This is a genomic window from Pseudomonas sp. GW821-FHT04C07, assembly GCF_059420325.1.
In genome coordinates this window covers 73,249-92,975 of record NZ_JBWKTM010000002.1, presented here as the reverse complement: position 1 = coordinate 92,975, position 19,727 = coordinate 73,249, and the positions used below count along the sequence as shown (strand labels likewise).

Genomic DNA, 19,727 nt, shown 5'->3' with positions numbered 1-19,727 from the left:
CGCCAAGAAGCGCTCAAGCCCATCAAAGAACACCCCCCTTACTTGTCGCATCCGGTCACGGAGGGCGGCGCCTACTGAAGATTCACTATGAAAAAGATCGTTGAGGTCAAGGATGGCTTGGCGCAAGTGCTGGCCGACGCTCACCTGCAGATGGTTGAGCAAGATTGCCAGGGCTTCGACTACAAGATCGGCGAGTTTCGCGGGTTGAAGGTTCGCATCGTGGCGTTGCAGGAAGGGCTCGGTGTGATGGATACACTGGATATCGACGGTGAACTGAATTTCACAGCGTTCTGCGAAGCCTGATCCACCCTCACCTATTGCGCTGAATGCTGTCAGTTCATGCGTTTTTGATCAGGTCGTCAATCAGACGCCTGGCCTCCTTGATTGCGAACACCTTGGCATCTTCGTAATTTGACCAGAGATTGTCATAAGTCACTGGCGCAAGAGCAGTTTGGCCCTGTAACACTTGTAGCTTCGTTGTGATTCCGTTTTGGCGTCGATAGAAATCAATCACGAACTGATGGTCGCGATAATCAGTGGTGAACATCGGCAATAACTCTGACATACCACCTCCTTGATCCGGCCTCATGCCGGGCCATCAACCAATAGCCCACAAACTCACATCACGCCAGCCTGAGAGCTGATGCCTGGTCGATGGCACGATTACTCATCTTCATCTAATCGGAACCTGCTCAAGACAGGGGATCCCGGCAGCTTGCTGGTCTCAACCTCAACATGCCTCCCGCCACAGTGCTCGCAATTGAAGACCTGGCCGTCGATATCCTCGTCAAAGCAAAGCTCTACGGACGTATCTTGTTTGCATTTCTGGCAGATGAGCTTTCTCGTCATGGCTGTTACCCCTGAGAATTTGACCGCCATGAGCTTAGCCAACTTTTCCTATGACCACCGAGACACATCCTCATGCCCACAGAAAAAAAACTCACTCTGAAGCAGCAGCGCGCCGAACACCTCAACCAGGCGATCCGGATCATTGCCGACCACGGCCACCGCTTCTTCTACAGCCAGGCCAGCAATCGCTACGCCAGCATGTAAGTCGATCAGCTCGGCAAGGTCTGGTTCATCGACGACTACAGCGGCAAGCGCATCTTCACGCATGAAACGGTGCGAGGCGGTCGGTGGCGTTATGACCTCCTAAACAATTTCCCACTAGCCTCCAGTCCGTTGCAGCTACCTGATGTCATTTCTCGAACCGAAATCGGCTGACGACCGCTCGACCGATTCTGTGTAGCTATCTGCGTTACGTGTAGACAACTGCTACACAGGCCAACTATGATTTGCCCACGGGTTGTTATGCAGCCCGCGCCACACTTCTAGTGGCACCTTTAAGCGGCACTGTCGCGTACCTGAGGGATCAATCAATGAACAGCCAAACCTGCTTACCCACGAAGAGATGAATCTAAGGAGGTCCCCCCCAGAAAGTGAAGAAAGAATAGGACCAAGACCATGACCAGTACTCATTTGCCTGCGAAACCTGCAACAGAAAAGACCAAGGCCGTTCCGATCAACATGCGGGTCGATTTTAGAAAACGAGACTTGATCGATGTGGCCGTAGCCATTTCAGGAAGCGATCGGACCAGCTTTATCCTGGATGCTGCGTGTAAAAAAGCAGAGGACGTCATCCTGGATCAACGCCTGTTCATCCTTGCTAACGATGACTTTGACGCATTCGAGCAAGCCTTACAGTCGAACCCCGCAAGGAGTAACGAATGTCTACGCCAACTGCTCGAAAGACCGCCTCGCTGGAGCTAAGCGCTCCGGAGAAACTGACTGCAATCCACGATCTGAGCGCCTTCGATTGTGGTGAGGAATCGATCAACGAGTATCTGATAAAAAGGGCTCTCAAAGCCCGGGACGCCAAACACGCCACAGTTTTTGTCACCTGCATTAAGGGCACCAATACCGTCGTCGGCTATTACACACTGTCGAACAGCATGGTTATGCGGGCAGACGTGGTGCCCAAGCGGGCGCAACGCAACTCACCCGACCAGCATCCGGTAACTGTCCTGGGGCGCATGGGGGTGTGCAAGACGGTCCAAGGTACCGGACTGTCGCTGGATCTACTCAAAGACGCCATTATTCGTTCGATTGCCGCGTCCAGTGACGTCGCGTCGACCGCTCTCGTAGTCCACCCGCTGACTGACAGGCTGGTGACGTTTTACGAGAAAGCAGGGTTCAACCGCTGCCCACAACTGTCTCCAATCACGATGATGCTTCCCTTCACCTGATTGACCGTCGGACAGCAAACTGGCCGCATCTAGCTGCGGCCGGTTAAGTCCCGCTCTTCCCTCCTGCGATTTTGCGGCTCCCGTAATCGGGTACTGCTTTTCGCTCGCTAGTGAACTGCGGTCAGCGGTGCATGTACATGACTGCATTCAGTTGGGCGCCGTTTGTGTGTTGATGCGTCAGTGTGAGGTAGTCACACACATCACGCCCGCAGGCACATGGAGAGGGATCAACTTGGGCATACGACCGTCGTAATGACCGAACAATACATCCGCAACCGAAAGGGTAAAAAAAGTCTCGCCAACCAAGTGAATTGCGGACCAACTCTAAAATTGCGGACCAGAAACGAACAAGGGTTTGCTTAGCTTTCGCTCGCAAACCCTTGATTTAGATGGTGCCGAAGCCGGAATCGAACATAGCACCCGCAGGCCACGTATTTATTGAACTAAATACTTTTTAAATCCAATTCGTATACCTAAACGTATACCTAAACCGGAAAGTACCCCCTCGGGCATCTGGATGCCCCCCTTGGTGTCTGGCGCTCACCTGACCAGGTTTTCTATGATGCGGTTTGCGCCTTTCGTGTCGCCTAGATCATTGGTAGTCAGATAGCGCAGCACGGCCCTGGCCTCGTCCTTATGTCGTGGGCGTATATCAGCCAGTATATCGAATACGAAGTCGTCCCGCGCTGACGCTTCTGGCGCCGGGTCAGCGCAATCACGCTCAACCGCATGACGTAACCAGTAAAGCTGACGCCAGTAGCCCAGCTCGTACAGGCAGTCGGTCAGCGTTTGCGGCATCAGCTCGGGGCGGGCGTTGAATCGGGCGGCTGTTTCCTTCTTGTCGAGAAACACCTTCCCCTTGGGGATCTCCAGCCCGCGCAGCGCCTCGATGCAAAACGCCTCGGCCTCGGTGTCGGCCAGCAGGGCGTCACCAAAGCGGGACACGCCCTCCAGTCGTAGCCGGTGCTGCTCGATGGCCCGAACTGACAGCGACTCCAGGTCAGCGAAGCCAAACGATGACAGGGCGGCGAATAGGTTGCCGGGGTTGGTGGCCGTCAGGTGGTTGCGATAGCGCTTCTCCAGCACGTCGAGCGGCGTCTTGATCTTCTTGGCCGCTTCCATGGCCCGCTCGATCAATGCGGCCTGGCCGGTGTTGATGATCGAGCGCAGCCACAACACGGCGTCCACTTCCTTGTCTCCGGTCACGCTCTGCTGTGGCGGCAGTTCGGGCACGCTGGGGAGCGTTTCAGCCCTGGCCGTGATCGGTGGCAATGTGAACAGGGTACGGTGGGCCTCGTTGTCACGGAATGCCCCCGAACGACTAACAATGGTCTTTACAGTCCCAAGCGGTATCCCGGTGATTTTTGCCACTTCACGGAATGAGTGTTGGCGGCGCAGATCGAGGACACGCCGCCGCTGACTATCTGAAACCCCCGGTTTCAATCTTTCCATACTGACACCCCCTGTTTCATTGTTCGGCGCAGTCATGCGTGCCGATCTGATTGTCCCGGTCATTGGTGCGACTCCATGGGGCGCGGTCATAAGTTGCCCAAGCTAAGCGTGGCTGGTAAGTAACCCACACACTGGAAGTCATGCATTGCTCGGCAGATACTGCGCTGAGAGCCTGAGAGCCATAAGGTGACAAAGCGTCGTCTTTTTTTGTGGTTCCCGTGACAACAAGGGGGGTGACACGTCATCTTTGTCACCCCCCTTGTCACCCTCGGCTCCATCATCCGCGTTGGCGCCACTCTGATACAGACAATCCACAATCTTCGCCATGACAAAAAGGAGTCAGGCATGTCCATCTACCACCCACATCAGGACGAACACGGGAAACCGGTTCTAATCAAGCATCCGAGCACACCCTCAACTGCCAAGACTTGGCAGGATGCCGCCACTATTGCTACGGCAATTCCCGGCGGAGATTTGCCAAGTATCATCAACGGCATCCCGGTCTCACCTTGGACAGAGCACCCGACAACGGCTGAAGGCTGGAACGCGATTACAAGCCAGCTTCTCGACCAAGAAGCGCCACCACTCAAGCAAACGCCCGGCTTGAAAGTCAGTGCCGGCGTTATTGTACTGGAAGGTGATGGCAGGGTATGGATCGTTGCACCCACCAACGGCTTCGGTGGCTACAACTGGACCTTTCCAAAAGGAACTGTCACCAAGGGCATGACGCTGCAAGCGACGGCGATCTGCGAGGCTATGGAGGAGTCGGGTCTACAGGTGCGGATCACCGATCTGCTGGGTGACTTCACTCGCACGACCAGCGTTTGCCGCCTCTACATCGGCGAGCGCCTCGGTGGATCACCGGCCGCCATGGGCTGGGAAAGTCAGGCTGTCGGCCTGGTGCCATTGGATGCCCTACCGAGACTGCTGAACGGTACGGCAGACAAGCCCGTAATCGAAGCGCTGAGGGAACGCTTGGGCCAGAGGGGCGGCGCCGGACTTTCAGCACCTTAACGCTCAAGCTGATGTCGGGCTTATCGGCAATGTCAGCAAGACGGCGTTATCTTCCTATCAGGAAGGACCGCAATCGACCCTATATAGACCTTACGCTACAGACGAAAATCGGCCAAAAACGATCGTCTTTCAGCGAAGCTCGCCTGATATGCTGACTGACTTGTCAATTCGAAGGGGCCGCCCAGCTCCAACTAAAATTCCACAGGCCCCTCTGTAGGCCGTACCGAGCACGCGAGTTAACCCATGCGTTTCATTCCTGACGGCCCGTCGCTACCCGATGAACTCCTAAGTGCGCGCGACGCTGGCGAGGTGCTGTTTTTCTGTGGCGCAGGCGTCTCACAAGCTGAAGCACATCTGCCGAACTTTGCGGTCTTAGCCGAAAAGGTGCTGGGGCTGCTCGGATCAGCGCTCGACAGTCCAGCGCGCCGGTTGTTCGATGCCGGCAGGGAGTTTGAGAAAGGAACGGGCCTAACCGGGCTGGTCGCTACTGATCGAATCTTTGGAATGCTGGAACGAGAGTTCGAACCTACCGAAGTACGAGAGGCGGTGGCCATCGCGCTCAAACCAGAGTTCGACTACAGCCTCGGTGCACATCGCACCATGCTAGATCTGTCGCGGACGCGGGCTGGAGTGGCACGGCTCGTTACTACTAACTTCGATCTGCTATTCGAGGAGTGTGAGCCGGGGATCGTCTCGTCCAATCCACCTCAACTGCCAGATCCGCGCCGCGACATCGACTTTCGCGGAATTATTCATCTTCATGGCCGTGTTGATGCCGATTATCGTCGCGCTTGCGACGACGAATTTGTGCTCTCAAGCGCCGATTTTGGCCATGCCTACCTCTCGGATGGCTGGGCGACTCGCTACATACAGGCGCTTTTGCGACGTTTTCGGATCGTATTCGTCGGTTATTCGGCCGACGATCCACCGGTCCAGTATCTACTGGAAGCGCTCAATCGATTTGAAAGACCTGGCCATAAGCTTTACGCATTCCAATCGGGAGATGCGACGCAGGCGATGGCTCAGTGGGCGCATAAAGGAGTTGAACCCATCGCCTATGACAGCGCAAATGGACATGCTGCGCTGTGGAAGACGCTGTCGGCTTGGGCAGAGCGCGCTCGTGATGTTGATGGCTGGCACGATCGGCTAATTACTAGCGCGTCAAACGGACCAGTCCTGATGGCACCATATCAGCGCGGCATGATTGCGCATCTTGCTTCGACCGCAACCGGTGCCCGGCTGCTGTCTTCAGCTAATGATCCGCTACCCGCTCACTGGCTGTGCGTCTTTGATCGTAATGCCCGGTACGCACCAGTCGATAAGGTAGATCGTTATGACCAGACAAGCTCTCGCTTCGACCCGTTCGAGGCATTCGGTCTAGACAGCGATACGCCTCCTGTTCCAGTTGATCCAGATCACATTTTTACGAAGCGCGCAGTGCAACAAAATGCCTGGGACGGCATTGCATTACTACCAATCGACCGTGCAGATCTCTTATCTGAGGGCATCGCGCAACTATGCGGAGTTCGCGCAGATGTTGCGGCAAATCTACCACCTCGCCTTTGGCACCTCGGCATATGGCTCGTTAGAGTTTCGCATCAACCGGCCGCCCTGTGGTGGGCGGCTAAGCAAGCACGGCTCCATCCGCTTATTCAGCAACGCATCGAATGGTCACTACGCCACAACGCGGCTCTTTATGCGTCGGCTGTACGCGATGGTTGGCGTATCCTGCTGGCGTCCTGGCAGCAGAAAGCGTTTGATCCAGACTCCTGTCGATATGATATCGAAGCCAAAACGAAGCTTGAGGGCTGGTCCCCCTCATTCATCCGAGAAGCTATTGCGCTGTATCAGCCGATCCTCACTGTCGAACCAGTTGGTGTTATGGCACCGGAAGCGCATCCGGAGCTATCGCTCAAGGACATCTTGCGCATTGATGTGGAATATCCGAGACCGCATCAGACGCTTGAAATTCCGCCAGACATGCTGGGTTATGCCACCGCGCTTTTCCGTCAGAAGCTTGAATACGCTGTCCAAATCGAACGCGAGGTCAACCGTCATGATGATCTCTATTTCGACACCACGCGGCCCGATGACGGCTATGCTCTGGATGAGGATAGCCACGGACTGACTGGCCACCTCGCTATTTTTACTAAAATGGTGGCGCGACTGACAGTAGAGGACCGCACAGCTGCGCGTAAAGAAGCCGTTCAGTGGTCCGGAATAAACGATCCGCTCTTTACCCGTTTGCGTATTTGGGCCGCTGGACGCAACGACCTGACGACACCCGAGGAAGCTGGCCAGATATTTCTGGATCTCAATGACGATGCATTTTGGACATCGAAGCAGGAACGGGATTTGCTGTTTTCCCTGCGCGATCGATGGTCCGAAATACCTTCATCAATGATCGCTGAAATTGAGACACGCATTCGCGAGGGTCAAATTGCATGGACGGCGCAGCGCGAAGATAGCGACGAGCTTGTCGCTTATTGCCGGCTCTGCCGGCTCCATTGGCTCTCGACTCAGGGAGTCACTTTTTCCTTCGATTTGGACGCTGACGTTGCGAAGCTGCGTGCTCTAGCACCTGACTGGACGGAGGATTCCAGCGCGCATACGGCTCAGCCAAGTGTCTCAAGAGTTTACAGTATTGAGACCGACACGAATGCCGCACCGCTTGAGCGGTTACCTATTGGTGAAGTCCTTGAAGAGGCGCTGGCCCTTGGTCAGTACAATTTCGCTTCCCACGTTCAGCGACAGCCTTTTTCCGGCTTCGCCGCAGATCGACCAATACGCGCGCTTAGCGTTCTGACCGATGCTGCGCGGAAAGATATATTCGTGCCATGGGCGTGGAGTGCACTCCTTTCTTCGGTGAGCAACATAGCGATGTCCTCCCGATTGCTGTCCACCATAGGGCGTCGCCTTGCACGTCTCTCGGCTAGTAATCTGGCGGAGATAGTCCATCCGGTCTCGGCATGGCTGAGCGAACAGGGGGAGCGACTATTTATTGAGTTTCCAGTTATTTTCGACTTGGTCTGGGACGCAACGATCGCGGCGCTAATGGCAGTTCCCAAGGTAAAGCGGTATCCACGACCTGATCGGGCGTGGGTCGATGAGGGTTTGAACAGTCCTGTTAGCCGCATGGTGGACGCGTTGCTTAAAGATCCTGCGAAGACGACATTTGAGTCTTGCGCAGGCCTACCGGACACTTGGCTACGCCGACTTAACCAGTTGCTGAACCTGCCCGGCGACCATCGGCCGCACGCCATCGTGATGATCTCGCCGCACCTCAATTGGCTATTCCAGACCGATCCTAATTGGACTCAAGCCCAGCTTCTGTCACTCGCCGGCGGCGCGGGAGACGACAGCAGGGCGTTCTGGGCAGGATATTTCTGGCGCGCTCGAAAACCACAGCGCACCCTTTATCTGCGGCTGAAACCTGGATTTATTGCACTCGCGCGCCAGACGGATCAACGCCGGAACGATGCAAATAATCTAGCGGGCATGCTGCTGGCCGGCTGGGGCGATGATGAGGGCGCAGTAGACTCCGAACGCCTAATCTCCGATGTAGAATTGCGCGAGATTCTTATACATGCCGAGGATGATCTGCGCACGCAGATGCTCTGGCATCTCGAGCACTGGACTCTCGAAGCTGGAAGCCGATGGGGTGATCGCCTAATGCCCTTTCTTACCCAGGTTTGGCCACGCCAGCGTGACGTCCGTACGGCATTGGTCTCGGCGCGTCTTGCTGATCTCGCGTTGGCTATACCTGACCGGTTTCCCGAAATCGTGGAGGCTATTCTTCCAAAGCTGGTTCCAACCAATGGTGCATCATTGCGAATTAGCCCGTCTCTCGCCACCGAGTCGAGTAATACCATTGCCAGACGACATCCACAGGCGCTCCTAAATTTGCTCTGGGTCATCTTGGTCGAGGATCCGGTCGAATGGCCCTATGGTGTTGAGAAACTCTTCAGCCAGCTTGCTGAGAAAGCCGAGACCCAGAACGATCCGAGATTGGCGGAACTGAGACGTCGAGAACAGCGGCGTTAGCGTGACATAAACGGACACCCCAACGTAAACGTAAGCGTTCGAGCGAGAGTGACTGCGAAAGGGTTGATTGCAGCCTGTCTCGACAGACAGAAATTGGCCGTTCTCTGCCGATCATGGTTACAAAGCGTACTGGTCAAATCCGATGCAATCGGTGGTCAGAACGAATGCAAATGACTGGTCAGGTCGAATGCAAACGGGTAGTCAAGTGGAGTGCAATTTCGCAGCTCCCAAGTCGATTGATGGAGCACCGTAACCGTCCGGGCAACACACCTTCCTGATGCCATCGCTTAAGGCGATGGTGAGTGAAAACCATTGAAGGCGAAAGGCTCAAGGCCGCCGCCGCTGCGCTGAGACTGCCACGGTCAACGACGGCCCACATGGACTGGCAGAGGGTTTTCCAAACCTATGAAACACTCATTAATCAGACCACCCAAGCTGGGTGTCTTTCGATCGTCGCACCCGATGTGGTTGGCGATCAGGCATCCACACTTGTGTTGTGGGCGGAGCATGGACATCATTCGTGATCGAGCCGCTCGAAACTTGGAGCAATGTTTTGGGCTCGAGGACATGAGCCTGGATTCGCCTCCCCGGCAAGATCTCGACAACAGATCCTGAAAACAGACAATTTCGCTAATGTGGATAGAGGAAGGACACCCATGCACGACGAAAACACCATCGAACAGACGGCGTGGATGAAAGCGCTAGTGGCCAAACATCCCATCAAGGTGAAGATGGAAGTTTTAAGGGCTGCCAGCATTAAAGCCCCCGCCGCGACTGACTTCATGATCTCGATCAACCCACCTGAACGTGACGGTCACATGTGTAAGGCCATTTTGGCCAAACCTCGTCATCCGGATTCGCGCTCAGATCCGCAGGCGCTCGATTTTTCATTGTCTAGCCAACTTAAGCGGCGGTAACTTTCGATGATCAGACGTGTAGGTTATCGTCCACTTCCGCCCGCGCAAAAGAACGGCAATCTCTACTACATTCGGCTTAAGACGCCGCTAGGAATTTTCTACAAGCTTGGTTTTACCTCGCTTCCTTCGGTTGAGGCACGCCTTGCGTTTCAAGGCACCGGGGACGATGACTACATCGATGAAGTGCTGTACTTCGCCTATCACGACAACGCCTTCGCCATCGAGTCGACCCTTCACTCACATTTTTCGGGGAGTCGGGCTTTTCGCGAATACAGTGCGGAAAAGGACATGCCTCTGTGCGGCAACGGGCAGACGGAGCTGTATTACGAGGACATCTTGAGGCTGGATCAATACTATACCGAGGAGCAGTCCGACACGACCCGGTTTAATGTCCAGCTGGCGATCATCATGCGCAAGTACCCCATCGAGGCGCAGGCGCGTAAACGAAAGATCCGTCAAGACATCGAAAATAAACTCTTGATGGGGCTGCTTTATGTCGTTGGAAATGGTGTGTCGTTCGTGGCGTTCATGATCAACAGAATCTTTGGTACGAAGCTTCTCCAGGAGCCGGCTGAGCCCAAAAATAACCCTGAGGTTGATAAGGCGTTGGCGATCTTCAAAACATTTGAGGAGGATCGTCAGCGAGATCTCCGTCGGAAGGTTAGGGAGTTGCTGGAACAGGAGAATCTGATCCCCATTAGTCGGGCTCAATCTCGGGCCGCTGAAATCGCCAGATCAAAGCCCTAGGTCGTTCTCCAATGCTTTGCCTCTGGACTGGCGAGGGATCAGCTTAAAATAGCTGTCGCGGTCGGTCACATGCTCGATCAGCACTTTGATCCCGGTGCAAGAGTTGCTCTCGAACCAGTACTGATGGTCTGCCTTTGCGCCCACCGCTCGTGAACGACCGCAATGGGTCCAGGCTGTGTGAAAACGCATGCGCCGTTTTGAAGTGTGCGTTGCTACGTAAAATCTACCAGCGTTTGGTTAATCAACCAGACCGGAAATTTGCGTAGGAACGAGATTTTCGTTCCAGTCCTGACTGTCAAACCTGCTCTAAAACGTTTTCACACAGCCTGGGTCGTTCTCTGCCGGGAGCACCTTCCACTCATGCACGCCCAGGAACCACCACAGCTTGTCACCTGTCACGGATACATCCGTGCGGACGTGGCCCTTGACCTCGGACTTCAGCAGAAAAAACGCGCGCGTATCCATCAGACTCTCTTTGTAGTGCCGGTCAGCAGGCGAATTACGCTTTTAAGGCGATCGCCCATCTTCAGCGCGGTAAGATCCTCGTCGTCGATTTTCATCGCGTCGACCGTCGCCCATAGTAGCCAGCCGTAACAAACCCGATACGGGTCATTGCCAAAGGCGTCCCGATTGTTTTGCCAGTAGTGGCCAAGGTCCGCCATCAGGTAGGCGCCCAGGCCGCCACCAGAGCGCGTGTTCCAGCCGATAATCCCGGCATAGTCCGGATTCTCGCCGGAGAAGATTGCGGCAAACTTGCGACTGCGCGCATAGGCCAGCTCGGTCATCTCATCCGCGGTCATGGCACCGCTCGAGCGCTGCCCCACCCACCCGTAAATCTCGGTCACGAACTCATTGAGAATCTCGGCAACCACGTTCGGGTTGCCCAGGTAGTTCGGCGCCATCTGCTCAACGAAGGACGCCGGGCACTCGGTCAAATACTCTTTGCGGTCAGTCATGCTTGCGTACCCACAATTCTTATCTCCGATGTATGCATTTCACGAATCTCTCGGCCATGCCGTCGCTCTGCGGGCTGCGAATTGGGGTGGTCATTTTTCGAAGCAGGCTTGTTCAGAATAACCTGCTCACCGCCGTCCTCTCCAGCGAGGCAACTGTTCGCCGCACTAGGAGTAAATCAAAAGCAACTGCCGGGCAATTCAACCTGCTCGAACCTTTAACAAACACATGCTCCTGTGAATTCAAAAACACCGGCAACCGTGGCAACAATGGCAACAGCCCCTTAAACCGTGGCTTCCAGGCGTTGCCGATGCCGGGATTTTGTTGCCACCGGTTCTTTACCAGCAACAGTGATAACCAAAAGCAATGTTCGACAGGCTCTCTTATATTGAAACTGATGTGTGTGTTGCCAGTTGTTGCCACTTTTTTTATAGGGTGGCAACGGCTCTAAGCCACGGCGCACAAGGACGTTGCCACTGTTGCCACTGTTGCCAGTGATTCTAGGTTCCTGTGAACTCGGGCATTAGTGTTTGGTGGTAGTGGCGGTCATACGCGGCCCCTTTCGCCGTCAAGGGCTTCGGGGTCAATCACATACAGACGTTCTTGCCCGCCACCAGGCAGGCGGTAGTTTTTCATCTTGCGCTCGTTGTTGTGGTCTGCGAGGGCGTTTGCCCCCTCCAGCGCCTTGACCACGCGGGGCAGGCCATGGCCGTGCGCGGCCTCGATCAGTGCCGGCTTGTTGAACAGGTACAGGCGCTTACCCATTGATAACTCCCAGTACCCGGCCCGGTTGAACACCTTGGTATCATCTTCTGATGCGTTCACGTTGGAAAAGCGGCTGCTGCCGTGCTTGGCGATGAAGTCGGCGATGCCTGCGAGGATCTGGCGGTCTTCGGCATTGCCGCTGCCTACCCGGTTCAACCACTCGCCATAGAGCAACTGGCAGTCGGCCAGGGCGCTGCCTTGTGACCAGGGCAACAGGCCATAGGTGATAGCCATTTCCCCCGCCTGTGCAATGACTGCGAAGCGATCCGCTACCCGTCCGGCTTGGGCGTTGTCCTCGGTGAACTGGGCACGGATACCGGCGAAGTCTTCCCGCAGGCCGGGGCGGTCGTTACTGGCGAGCAGCTTTTCCACGAATGCTGGCCCGATATGCCCATGGTGGGCACTGACAGCAACAGTCAGCTCACGGTGGAAGTTGGCGCCGTCCAGGCCGTGCAACTCATCGAAGGCCCGGTGGGTGCGAGTACCGGCGTTCACATCCACCATGCGCAGCTCAGCGCCAGCGTGGGCCGCATTGCCACCGATGGCCGCGTGTTCGGACAATGACCGCTCGCCGCTGGAGAGCGTCAGCAGGCGCCAGCTCAGCTTGGGCCGACCTTCACGCTCGCGGGTCATGGTGCCCTTGCCCTGGCCGTTGGCGAGCGAGTAGGCCATTTCCTGTACGCGCTTGGGGTCGGCGCGCTTGATCTCGTCCAAGGGCAGCAGAGTGTCATTGCGGCCCGAGGCTTCAATCTCCAAACCGCCCTTGGTCATGTCCCAGGACGCGGCAAAGATGCTAGGGTCGCCCCACACGGAGGAGCCGATCAGTTGTGCCAGTGACTTGCCGCTGGAGCTGTCACCCACCAGATGAACACCGCCACCCAATACGCCCACCAGGCTCAGCAACGGGCCAGCTAGTGCACAACCGATAGCGAGGGTCAGCACCGGGTTGCCTTCACACTTGGTCGCGACTTCGGTTTTCCAGCCCTCCAGGTCGCCGCGCAGACTGAACAGGTTCTGTCCCTTGCCGCTGGCCTGATAGCGCACCTTGTGGCTGCCAAGCGTGCGCCCAGGCAGTACAAAGGCGCCCGACTCATGCCAGCCCGGTCGGCAAGTGGTGGCGAACACCTCGGTGGGGCGCTGCTCCAACAAGTACTCCACGAACGCGCCACGTTTCTTGGGCGCGATGATGACGCCCATGCCGAACAGCTGGCGCCTGGCATCCTCGCCACTGCCGCCGAACACCTCCATGGGGATAATCCACTCCCTGACCCCGCGCTCGGTTACCAGGCGCAGTAAGCGGCCTTCGCTGTCGTCGTCGCTGTTGGTGGTGCGGGCAATCACCGTCACAGGGCTGGCGATCCACTCGTCAACGGTGGGACGGGCGGTGTTGCTGTCCTCGTCGGCATCTTGATCGAGGACGCTACGCTTGAAGCCATGCCGGTACACCCCCGGACGCAGTTTGTGGCCCTTCTCGTTCGTTACCCAGTGTTCATACACGGCCCAGCACGGGCGATCCGGCTTAATGGTCGCAACGTCTGGGCGCAGGTTGATGACGTTGGCGTCAGGGTTATTCATGGGAGCGTTTCCAGTTGGCGAGGTCGTTGAAGTCGGAGAGAGCTGTGGGCGCGTCGGCGGGCCAGTCGGGGAAAGCCACTTGACCACCGGCAGCGACTGCCGCCGCATTGGCAGCGGTGCGCCCCGGATTGCCCTCGGTATGCCGGTCGTCGTCGCCAGCAAGGATGAGTTCCAGACCCGGATAGCGGGCACGCAGCGCCAGCGCCACCGGCTTGAGGTTCCCGGCATTCATCGCGGCGGCGACGGTGTAGCTACCGTCCTGGCGAAGCGTGGCGCCCGTGGCCCAGCCTTCGCAGATACACAGCGGACGGTCGGGGGCGACCTCACCCAATGGCGAATAGCAGCCCTTGATGCGACCGCCGAACAGAAAGCGCTTGCTGCCGTCCTGGGCAATGCGTTGCAGGTTGACCAACTGGCCATCGGTGTACAGTGGCACCAGCAGTTCGTCACCACGCTGGCGCAGGGCGTGAGGGCCTACCCCCTTGGCCAACAAGTACGGGTGATCCGGATCGGCGCGGCGTGCATCCCTCCACCAGTGGTTGGCCAACTTGGCGGTGTTCTGCTGGCGCCGCTGTTGCGCGGCTTCGCGCTGCTGGCGGGCCTGCTCGATGCGTTGGCGCACCTGCTCTGCTTCGCGGTAGTCGGCAGGTTCACGACTGGTCCAGGTGTGAGTGCCGCCAGCCTTCCAGCTGCCGAACGCCCCAGAGGTAATGCCGTCCAGGTACAGCACGTACCAGCCATTGAGCGAACCGGGCTTGTCGCCGGGCACACGGAAACGGTGAATGGCACCATCGGGCACCGGCAGTCGGTCGAGCGGGCCATAGACCGACTGGAGCGCGTCATGGAAAAGGATCGTGGCGTCAGTCATGGCGGACGCTTCCTTGGTGATCAGCGCCAGCAAAGGCCCGACAGACCTGGCCGTTATTCACGGCGTGCGAGCGGGTGAAGTCGTCCAGGTGATCGACCAGAGCGGACGTGACCACGGCATCGGCACTACGCATGACGATGCGCCCACACTCGGCGTCAGCCTCGGTCAGGAACGGCCCCAGCAGCGCTTTGGGCGCTTTCGGGTGGGTCACATAAAACAGCTCGGTGGCTTTCTTCGGGCAAGCCGATCCCGTCAGCGCTTGCGCACTGTTTTGAATTTTCATGGGTTACACCCTCAGTACGATAGCGTCGAGCCGGTCGTTGAATTTGCTGAGCTGGTGGTCCAGATCGTTGCGGTGATCATCGGCGAGGTATTGGACGAGGTCCGCCAGATCCTTTGCGACAAGGCCGTGACCAGTGGACAGGTCAGTGTGAATCGCCTTGCCGAGTGCTGACAGCCACCGGAGGTGGTCGCGACTGCATTCCATAGTGTCGAGCGATTCACTGGCGATTTGCGCGAGAGTGCCGAAATTCATACAGCACCCCCGACAGTTTCCAGGGTGCGGGCGGTGGCCATGTGGTGCGAGTAACGCTTGAGGCGTGTTGCGAGGCTGGAGTCGGCGCTGAGGGCACTCAGGGCCATGTGGCCAACCTTGGGTGCAACACTCTGTTTCAGATTGAGCAGTGGGAATGCTGGGTGGGCGGTGGTGCTCATTAGCGCACGTCCTCCAGATCGATAGGCAACTTCAGTTGCTCTTTCAGGTAGGCCACACCTTGCTCCAGGCCTGGCTTGTCCCAGCGAAAGCGGGCGAGGCTGCGACCGTTCTGGCTCGCCTCCTGCGTCCGAGACTCCAGGTGCTGGCAGGCGTACCCATAACGGGTCTCGCGAAACGCCACGATCAGACTCGACTTCAGCTCTACGACGCGATCAGTGTTACGAGACAGGGTGAGCAGAAAAAATGCCTGATCCTCGTTCAGCAGGGCGAAGCGTTCGGCTTTGCCGCCACCCTGCGCGCGGTTACCAACTTCGGTTTGAAACGGAAGATGGTCAAACCGAAGGAACTCGCCGGCGTACCGCTCGATCAATTCCATGGTGTTTTTGTGTTGATTACCCATCTGTTTGGCGAGCACGCGGCTATCCACTCGGGGCTCGCCTTGGGATTTGATGAGGGTGATAGCGTTCATGCCGCCACCTTCTGGCGCTTGGCAGTCCGGTTGAACATCTGCGCCAGCACCTTGCCGGCCAGGGCGAACGAGCTTTCCAGCAGACGGTAACGGGTACAGTCGTAGGGCTCACCCCAATTGTTCGGCGACTTCTCCGGCAAGTGTTCAAAGGTCAGGACGTAGCTGTTCTCCAGTACGTGGATGGTCGAGTTCAGGCGGGAATCGCCAACCCGCTTCGGCGCCTCAAAGCGGTTGAGCGTTCCAAAGTGACGGAAGTACACCAGGACGCGGGCAATCTTAGTCGGCGCCGTTTTCAGCATTACGACGGGACTGGGGCTGGTGGTAGTATCGGTGTGCGATTGGCTGGTCTGCTGGTAAGGGGGCTGGCTCTTTTTCATTTCAGGCCACCTCGCGGGCTTCAAGCCGAGCGGCCAAATACACTTCGACTTCCGAGCGCACAAAGTAGATGCGGCTGCGACGGTCGTTGCCATCCTTCAGCGGCTTTGGAAAGCTCGGGTCACGTGCGCGCAGCTTGTCCACTCCAGAGCGGGTACGGCGCAGCATAGCGGCAAGCTCGGCCATGGTCAGCAGTTCGGGAAAGGGGGGTGTCAGTGTTGCGGTAGCTTGGTTACGGGTCATTCCGAGTGCTCCTGTGTTAAGACAGGGCACACGGTACGGGGGAGTTAATTGCCAGTCATTGCAACGGCAAAATCCATTTTTGCAATTGCAAAATACCCGATCAGACCTTCGCGACTTTCCTAGCCCCCGTCCTGGTGGCTGCAGCCTCTCTGCCTTCAGCTCTAGCCTGGGCAACTTTGTCGGCATCCTTCGCTGCAGACTTGGCGTCGGCAAATAGCTTGGTCAGCTTGCTGGCGCTGGCACCATACCAGTCCGGATGCTGCCCTTCGATTGCATCAGCTGCTGTGCCTTGGTTGTAGCGTGGACGGCTGTCGTCGAGCAGTAATTCCAGAAGCCCGGCGATTGCCAACAGTTGGGAAGGTTGTTCCTTTTTGGACTTCAATGCTTGGTGCAAGTTATCAATCTCAGCCCGCGCGGCTTCAAGATAAGTGCGTTCTTGCGCCAATTGCCGACGCTGGTCTTTCAGTTCAGCAGCCGCGGCGTCGGCATAACTAGCGCGCCTCTCGGACTCGTTACGCGCCACGCTGACCAAGTCCAACTGTTGCCGCACTTGGCCTTCAGCAGATAGGGCGCTTTTCCAAGCGGCTTTGTATTCAGCGGCTTTGCTTTCTGATTTCGCTGCTCGTTGCTCCAGGGCTTCTGCTACGCGATGCGCCTGCGCCAGCTGCTCCGTGATTGCATCAAGCTGGAGGTTTACCTGAACCGCTCGAAACAAGGCAGCCTCTCTTGCTTGCGGCGATTCATACCCAAACATTTTTTCTATAAGGACTTGGATATCGGCAGAGTTGATAAGGACGGGCAGCTCGTATGACCTGTCTTGCCCTGCGGTGCTGACACTACCGACGCGCCACAACACATTTTCTTTATGGTCTGGCGTCATATCACCGGATGCGTAAATCCATACCGAACCAGAAACAATGGGACGAACAGCCCTCAATTCGCCAAAGTAAAACGGGTTTTCCGCCATACGCTCCAGCCGCTCTATTCGTTGAATCCCATCCCCGCGCACTGGACGACAAGCCCCTTCGTACTCGTCGCCTTTCAGCGAACTGCAATCCACGTACAACGGAAAATGACCGGCTAGCAGCGCCTCAATTGTGATCTGCTTTCCCGTAATGGATTGCCAAAAACTTATAGCCTGCGTTGAATTAAACCACGGTAGCAGCTCTTGAAATTCATCCACTCTCACGCCCTCCCAGGCGATCCCATATTGAATAAATCGGCTGACCAGGCGGGTGGGAAATCCGCTTTTCGGGAGCTACCCTAGATCAGCCAAAACTTGCTATGCCCGCTTGATTGTCACCACATTGTCGGCACTGTCGGCCCGGTGGGCGAAGTCATACGGGGTAATGTGAATTTTTCGATTGGCGTCCAGGTAGTCGGCCCACCACTGAATCATCAGTCGGCGTTCCTCCAGGTGTTCGGCCTTATGGATGTAGGCGGCGCGCACAGCGTTGCGTTCTTGGTGGCTCATTTGCCGCTCTACCGCATCACGCGACCACATGCCCGACTCCACCAGGGCAGAACACGCCATTGCGCGGAACCCGTGCCCGCAAACATCCGTCTTGGTGTCGTACCCCATCCGGCGTAGCGCCTTGTTAACCGTGTTCTCACTCATTGGCTTCCAATGGTGGTGGTCTCCTGCGAATACCAGATCGTAAAACCCTGTTCTTTGGTGTATCTGTCCGAGTACGCCCAAGGTCTGGCGACTCAGTGGGACAAGGTGCGGAGTGTTCATCTTCGATCCACGGTACGAGTTTTTCACGCCCTCGATGGGCTGGCGCTCGCCGGGAATTTCCCACATGGATCGGTCGAGGTCGATCTCTCCCCAACGGGCAAAGCGCAGCTCACTGGATCGGATGAACACCAGCAAAGTCAGATTTACGGCAAGTCGAGTCAGTGATCGCCCGGTATCGGCCTCGATGCGAGCCAGCAGTTCTGGCAAGCGATCCAGTGGAAGTGCGGGGCGGTTGGTCGCCTTACGGGTTGCGGTTGCCCCTTGTAGATCAATCGCCGGGTTGCTGTCGATGTGCCCGTGTTGAACAGCAAGGCGCATGATTCCGGTGATGTACTGGCGCAGGCGACTAGCCAAGTCCAGGGAATCGCGCTTTTCAACAGCCTTGAGCGGCGCCATCAGGTCACGGGCTTTCAAATCAGCAACAGGACGGTGGCCCAACGCGGGGAGCAGGCTTGTTTCCAAGCGTCGCAGGATGGTAGCGGCGTGTCCTGCCGACCACTTGCGGGCACCGGCTGAATGCCACTCCAAAGCGATGGCCTTAAAGGTGTTCGCGGCGGCGGCAGCAGTTTCAATCTTGACTGCTTTGGCGCGCTCGATTGGGTCTTGCCCGTGCGCCAGCAGCTCTAGCGCTTCGGCACGACGGAAACGGGCAGCCTTCAGACCAAGGGCAGGGTAATTGCCAAAGGTGGCTAGTCCAGCCCTCCCATCAGGCTTGGTATACTTGAAACGCCAAGTTTTTACCCCGGACGGCTTCACCAACAGGTATAGCCCTTGGCCATCGAATAGTGGGTAATCTTTTTCGCGGGGCTTGGCAGCCTCACATTTGGGGTCGGTGAGTGGGGTAACGGTGCGCGCCATTGGTATACGCCTCAATATCGAACCGGAATATACCTAAACATATACTCAAACGGCGGGTATATCCAGACGAACACGGGAACACGCGGGCACAAAAAAACCGGCTCAGTGGCCGGTTTCTTTGGGTTTCCTTCTTACTTGGACGAATCGGGGAGCAAGCAGGAGAGTGTTAATGGTGCCCGAAGCCGGAATCGAACCGGCACGCCCTTACGAGCGGGGGATTTTAAGTCCCATGCGTCTACCAGTTTCGCCATTCGGGCGGTAGCGCGGTGAAGCGGCCGAGAACAGGTTAATAACGATTACGCAGTCCTGGCGCTTGTGCAGCAAGGGAGGAAATATATACATCCCTTCCCCTTGAAGCAAGGTCGCTGACGTCAAATGCAAGACAAAATCCTGATTTGAAGCTCAAATAAAAAAGATCCGTAAATCATTGATCTACGGAGCCTATTTATAGTGGAGGTCGAGGTCAGAATCGAACCAGCGTAGGTGGATTTGCAATCCATCTACGAAAAAACAAGCTATTTCAATAGGTTAGCATGAGCATCGTTCCGCAACCAACTGATTTTCAAGGGTTTGTTCGCGAAAAAGATCGCAGACTCATCTCGGGTGATGCGTTCTGCAATGAAGTCGTACGATTCCTGAATATGGGAGGGCTGCCCATAAAATCCTCTGTAGGCATCGAAGAGTTTCGCGATTTTATCGACACAATCTACGTCAGCGCGTACGACTTGAACGTCCATGACTTCCACT

Annotated in this window: 24 protein-coding genes, 1 tRNA gene and 1 pseudogene; 10 read left to right on the top strand and 16 right to left on the bottom strand. The window is 56.6% G+C overall.

The features are described from left to right. Window positions 1-87 precede the first annotated feature (87 nt). Complete coding sequence (locus AC07UI_RS04020) at window positions 88-303, top strand: hypothetical protein (protein ID WP_494991260.1); 216 nt, start codon at window positions 88-90, stop codon at window positions 301-303. A gap of 34 nt (window positions 304-337) precedes the next feature. Here AC07UI_RS04020 and AC07UI_RS04015 read toward each other — a convergent pair whose 3' ends face one another. Then, the gene (locus tag AC07UI_RS04015; protein ID WP_494991259.1) at window positions 338-565 is read right to left on the bottom strand and encodes a hypothetical protein; all 228 of its coding nucleotides are present in this window, start codon (window positions 563-565) and stop codon (window positions 338-340) included. Window positions 566-921: 356 nt separating this feature from the next. On the opposite strand from AC07UI_RS04015, the gene AC07UI_RS04010 reads away from it, so the two are divergent. From AC07UI_RS04010 to AC07UI_RS04000, 3 genes are all read left to right on the top strand, one after another. Next, window positions 922-1,053: a hypothetical protein gene (locus AC07UI_RS04010; protein WP_494991258.1), complete on the top strand. Its 132-nt coding sequence runs from the start codon at window positions 922-924 to the stop codon at window positions 1,051-1,053. Window positions 1,054-1,464: 411 nt separating this feature from the next. Further along, complete coding sequence (locus AC07UI_RS04005) at window positions 1,465-1,770, top strand: type II toxin-antitoxin system TacA family antitoxin (RefSeq protein ID WP_494991257.1); 306 nt, start codon at window positions 1,465-1,467, stop codon at window positions 1,768-1,770. Then, window positions 1,728-2,246: a GNAT family N-acetyltransferase gene (locus tag AC07UI_RS04000; RefSeq protein ID WP_494991256.1), complete on the top strand. Its 519-nt coding sequence runs from the start codon at window positions 1,728-1,730 to the stop codon at window positions 2,244-2,246. Before AC07UI_RS04005 ends, AC07UI_RS04000 begins: the two co-directional genes overlap by 43 nt. A 540-nt stretch (window positions 2,247-2,786) precedes the next feature. On the opposite strand, the gene AC07UI_RS03995 is transcribed toward AC07UI_RS04000, so the two are convergent. Then, entirely contained in the window at window positions 2,787-3,698 is a 912-nt protein-coding gene (locus AC07UI_RS03995; protein WP_494991255.1) for a hypothetical protein, read from the bottom strand. Between the two features lie 345 nt (window positions 3,699-4,043). Here AC07UI_RS03995 and AC07UI_RS03990 point away from each other — a divergent pair, with 345 nt between their 5' ends. From AC07UI_RS03990 to AC07UI_RS03970, 5 genes are all read left to right on the top strand, one after another. Continuing rightward, the gene (locus AC07UI_RS03990) at window positions 4,044-4,712 is read left to right on the top strand and encodes an NUDIX hydrolase (protein WP_494991254.1); all 669 of its coding nucleotides are present in this window, start codon (window positions 4,044-4,046) and stop codon (window positions 4,710-4,712) included. Between the two features lie 243 nt (window positions 4,713-4,955). Continuing rightward, the gene (locus AC07UI_RS03985; protein WP_494991253.1) at window positions 4,956-8,756 is read left to right on the top strand and encodes an SIR2 family protein; all 3,801 of its coding nucleotides are present in this window, start codon (window positions 4,956-4,958) and stop codon (window positions 8,754-8,756) included. Between the two features lie 302 nt (window positions 8,757-9,058). Next, window positions 9,059-9,280, top strand: coding sequence for a hypothetical protein (locus tag AC07UI_RS03980; protein ID WP_494991252.1), 222 nt, complete (start codon window positions 9,059-9,061; stop codon window positions 9,278-9,280). 132 nt (window positions 9,281-9,412) lie between these two features. After that, complete coding sequence (locus AC07UI_RS03975) at window positions 9,413-9,673, top strand: hypothetical protein (RefSeq protein WP_494991251.1); 261 nt, start codon at window positions 9,413-9,415, stop codon at window positions 9,671-9,673. A gap of 6 nt (window positions 9,674-9,679) precedes the next feature. Then, window positions 9,680-10,420: a GIY-YIG nuclease family protein gene (locus AC07UI_RS03970; protein ID WP_494991250.1), complete on the top strand. Its 741-nt coding sequence runs from the start codon at window positions 9,680-9,682 to the stop codon at window positions 10,418-10,420. A gap of 306 nt (window positions 10,421-10,726) precedes the next feature. On the opposite strand, the gene AC07UI_RS03965 is transcribed toward AC07UI_RS03970, so the two are convergent. Further along, on the bottom strand, window positions 10,727-10,885 hold the full coding sequence (locus AC07UI_RS03965) for a hypothetical protein (RefSeq protein ID WP_494991249.1): 159 nt from the start codon (window positions 10,883-10,885) through the stop codon (window positions 10,727-10,729). Further along, complete coding sequence (locus tag AC07UI_RS03960; protein WP_494991248.1) at window positions 10,885-11,376, bottom strand: hypothetical protein; 492 nt, start codon at window positions 11,374-11,376, stop codon at window positions 10,885-10,887. The genes AC07UI_RS03965 and AC07UI_RS03960 overlap by 1 nt, the downstream gene beginning before the upstream one ends. 56 nt (window positions 11,377-11,432) lie before the next feature. Here AC07UI_RS03960 and AC07UI_RS03955 point away from each other — a divergent pair, with 56 nt between their 5' ends. After that, complete coding sequence (locus tag AC07UI_RS03955) at window positions 11,433-11,825, top strand: hypothetical protein (RefSeq protein ID WP_494991247.1); 393 nt, start codon at window positions 11,433-11,435, stop codon at window positions 11,823-11,825. A 95-nt stretch (window positions 11,826-11,920) separates the two neighbouring features. On the opposite strand, the gene AC07UI_RS03950 is transcribed toward AC07UI_RS03955, so the two are convergent. The 12 genes and pseudogenes from AC07UI_RS03950 to AC07UI_RS03895 all read right to left on the bottom strand — a co-directional run. Further along, on the bottom strand, window positions 11,921-13,714 hold the full coding sequence (locus AC07UI_RS03950) for a DUF927 domain-containing protein (RefSeq protein WP_494991246.1): 1,794 nt from the start codon (window positions 13,712-13,714) through the stop codon (window positions 11,921-11,923). Beyond that, window positions 13,707-14,582, bottom strand: coding sequence for a toprim domain-containing protein (locus AC07UI_RS03945; protein ID WP_494991245.1), 876 nt, complete (start codon window positions 14,580-14,582; stop codon window positions 13,707-13,709). Before AC07UI_RS03945 ends, AC07UI_RS03950 begins: the two co-directional genes overlap by 8 nt. Beyond that, entirely contained in the window at window positions 14,575-14,865 is a 291-nt protein-coding gene (locus AC07UI_RS03940) for a hypothetical protein (protein WP_494991244.1), read from the bottom strand. The genes AC07UI_RS03945 and AC07UI_RS03940 overlap by 8 nt, the downstream gene beginning before the upstream one ends. Before the next feature lie 3 nt (window positions 14,866-14,868). Then, window positions 14,869-15,117, bottom strand: a complete 249-nt coding sequence (locus tag AC07UI_RS03935) for a hypothetical protein (RefSeq protein ID WP_494991243.1) — start codon at window positions 15,115-15,117, stop codon at window positions 14,869-14,871. Continuing rightward, complete coding sequence (locus AC07UI_RS03930; protein ID WP_494991242.1) at window positions 15,114-15,296, bottom strand: hypothetical protein; 183 nt, start codon at window positions 15,294-15,296, stop codon at window positions 15,114-15,116. The genes AC07UI_RS03935 and AC07UI_RS03930 overlap by 4 nt, the downstream gene beginning before the upstream one ends. Further along, a complete protein-coding gene (locus tag AC07UI_RS03925; protein WP_494991241.1) occupies window positions 15,296-15,766 on the bottom strand; it encodes a Rha family transcriptional regulator in 471 nt (156 codons plus the stop codon). The genes AC07UI_RS03930 and AC07UI_RS03925 overlap by 1 nt, the downstream gene beginning before the upstream one ends. Continuing rightward, window positions 15,763-16,143, bottom strand: a complete 381-nt coding sequence (locus tag AC07UI_RS03920; protein ID WP_494991240.1) for a hypothetical protein — start codon at window positions 16,141-16,143, stop codon at window positions 15,763-15,765. Before AC07UI_RS03920 ends, AC07UI_RS03925 begins: the two co-directional genes overlap by 4 nt. 1 nt (window position 16,144) lies before the next feature. Next, entirely contained in the window at window positions 16,145-16,384 is a 240-nt protein-coding gene (locus tag AC07UI_RS03915; RefSeq protein ID WP_494991239.1) for a helix-turn-helix transcriptional regulator, read from the bottom strand. 100 nt (window positions 16,385-16,484) lie between these two features. After that, on the bottom strand, window positions 16,485-17,567 hold the full coding sequence (locus tag AC07UI_RS03910) for a hypothetical protein (protein ID WP_494991238.1): 1,083 nt from the start codon (window positions 17,565-17,567) through the stop codon (window positions 16,485-16,487). A gap of 99 nt (window positions 17,568-17,666) precedes the next feature. Next, entirely contained in the window at window positions 17,667-18,980 is a 1,314-nt protein-coding gene (locus AC07UI_RS03905; RefSeq protein ID WP_494991237.1) for a tyrosine-type recombinase/integrase, read from the bottom strand. 170 nt (window positions 18,981-19,150) lie between these two features. Next, a tRNA-Leu gene (locus AC07UI_RS03900) sits at window positions 19,151-19,237 on the bottom strand. 318 nt (window positions 19,238-19,555) lie between these two features. Further along, window positions 19,556-19,717: pseudogene (locus AC07UI_RS03895) on the bottom strand (GNAT family N-acetyltransferase); the annotation flags it as partial. Window positions 19,718-19,727 lie beyond the last annotated feature (10 nt).

Bases quoted from the DNA above. Each gene is read 5' to 3' on its own strand.
- AC07UI_RS04020 (WP_494991260.1), top strand. From the start codon at position 88: ATGAAAAAGATCGTTGAGGTCAAGGATGGCTTGGCGCAAGTGCTGGCC.
- AC07UI_RS04015 (WP_494991259.1), bottom strand. From the start codon at position 565: ATGTCAGAGTTATTGCCGATGTTCACCACTGATTATCGCGACCATCAG.
- AC07UI_RS04010 (WP_494991258.1), top strand. From the start codon at position 922: ATGCCCACAGAAAAAAAACTCACTCTGAAGCAGCAGCGCGCCGAACAC.
- AC07UI_RS04005 (WP_494991257.1), top strand. From the start codon at position 1,465: ATGACCAGTACTCATTTGCCTGCGAAACCTGCAACAGAAAAGACCAAG.
- AC07UI_RS04000 (WP_494991256.1), top strand. From the start codon at position 1,728: ATGTCTACGCCAACTGCTCGAAAGACCGCCTCGCTGGAGCTAAGCGCT.
- AC07UI_RS03995 (WP_494991255.1), bottom strand. From the start codon at position 3,698: ATGGAAAGATTGAAACCGGGGGTTTCAGATAGTCAGCGGCGGCGTGTC.
- AC07UI_RS03990 (WP_494991254.1), top strand. From the start codon at position 4,044: ATGTCCATCTACCACCCACATCAGGACGAACACGGGAAACCGGTTCTA.
- AC07UI_RS03985 (WP_494991253.1), top strand. From the start codon at position 4,956: ATGCGTTTCATTCCTGACGGCCCGTCGCTACCCGATGAACTCCTAAGT.
- AC07UI_RS03975 (WP_494991251.1), top strand. From the start codon at position 9,413: ATGCACGACGAAAACACCATCGAACAGACGGCGTGGATGAAAGCGCTA.
- AC07UI_RS03970 (WP_494991250.1), top strand. From the start codon at position 9,680: ATGATCAGACGTGTAGGTTATCGTCCACTTCCGCCCGCGCAAAAGAAC.
- AC07UI_RS03965 (WP_494991249.1), bottom strand. From the start codon at position 10,885: ATGGATACGCGCGCGTTTTTTCTGCTGAAGTCCGAGGTCAAGGGCCAC.
- AC07UI_RS03960 (WP_494991248.1), bottom strand. From the start codon at position 11,376: ATGACTGACCGCAAAGAGTATTTGACCGAGTGCCCGGCGTCCTTCGTT.
- AC07UI_RS03955 (WP_494991247.1), top strand. From the start codon at position 11,433: ATGCCGTCGCTCTGCGGGCTGCGAATTGGGGTGGTCATTTTTCGAAGC.
- AC07UI_RS03950 (WP_494991246.1), bottom strand. From the start codon at position 13,714: ATGAATAACCCTGACGCCAACGTCATCAACCTGCGCCCAGACGTTGCG.
- AC07UI_RS03945 (WP_494991245.1), bottom strand. From the start codon at position 14,582: ATGACTGACGCCACGATCCTTTTCCATGACGCGCTCCAGTCGGTCTAT.
- AC07UI_RS03940 (WP_494991244.1), bottom strand. From the start codon at position 14,865: ATGAAAATTCAAAACAGTGCGCAAGCGCTGACGGGATCGGCTTGCCCG.
- AC07UI_RS03935 (WP_494991243.1), bottom strand. From the start codon at position 15,117: ATGAATTTCGGCACTCTCGCGCAAATCGCCAGTGAATCGCTCGACACT.
- AC07UI_RS03930 (WP_494991242.1), bottom strand. From the start codon at position 15,296: ATGAGCACCACCGCCCACCCAGCATTCCCACTGCTCAATCTGAAACAG.
- AC07UI_RS03925 (WP_494991241.1), bottom strand. From the start codon at position 15,766: ATGAACGCTATCACCCTCATCAAATCCCAAGGCGAGCCCCGAGTGGAT.
- AC07UI_RS03920 (WP_494991240.1), bottom strand. From the start codon at position 16,143: ATGAAAAAGAGCCAGCCCCCTTACCAGCAGACCAGCCAATCGCACACC.
- AC07UI_RS03915 (WP_494991239.1), bottom strand. From the start codon at position 16,384: ATGACCCGTAACCAAGCTACCGCAACACTGACACCCCCCTTTCCCGAA.
- AC07UI_RS03905 (WP_494991237.1), bottom strand. From the start codon at position 18,980: ATGGCGCGCACCGTTACCCCACTCACCGACCCCAAATGTGAGGCTGCC.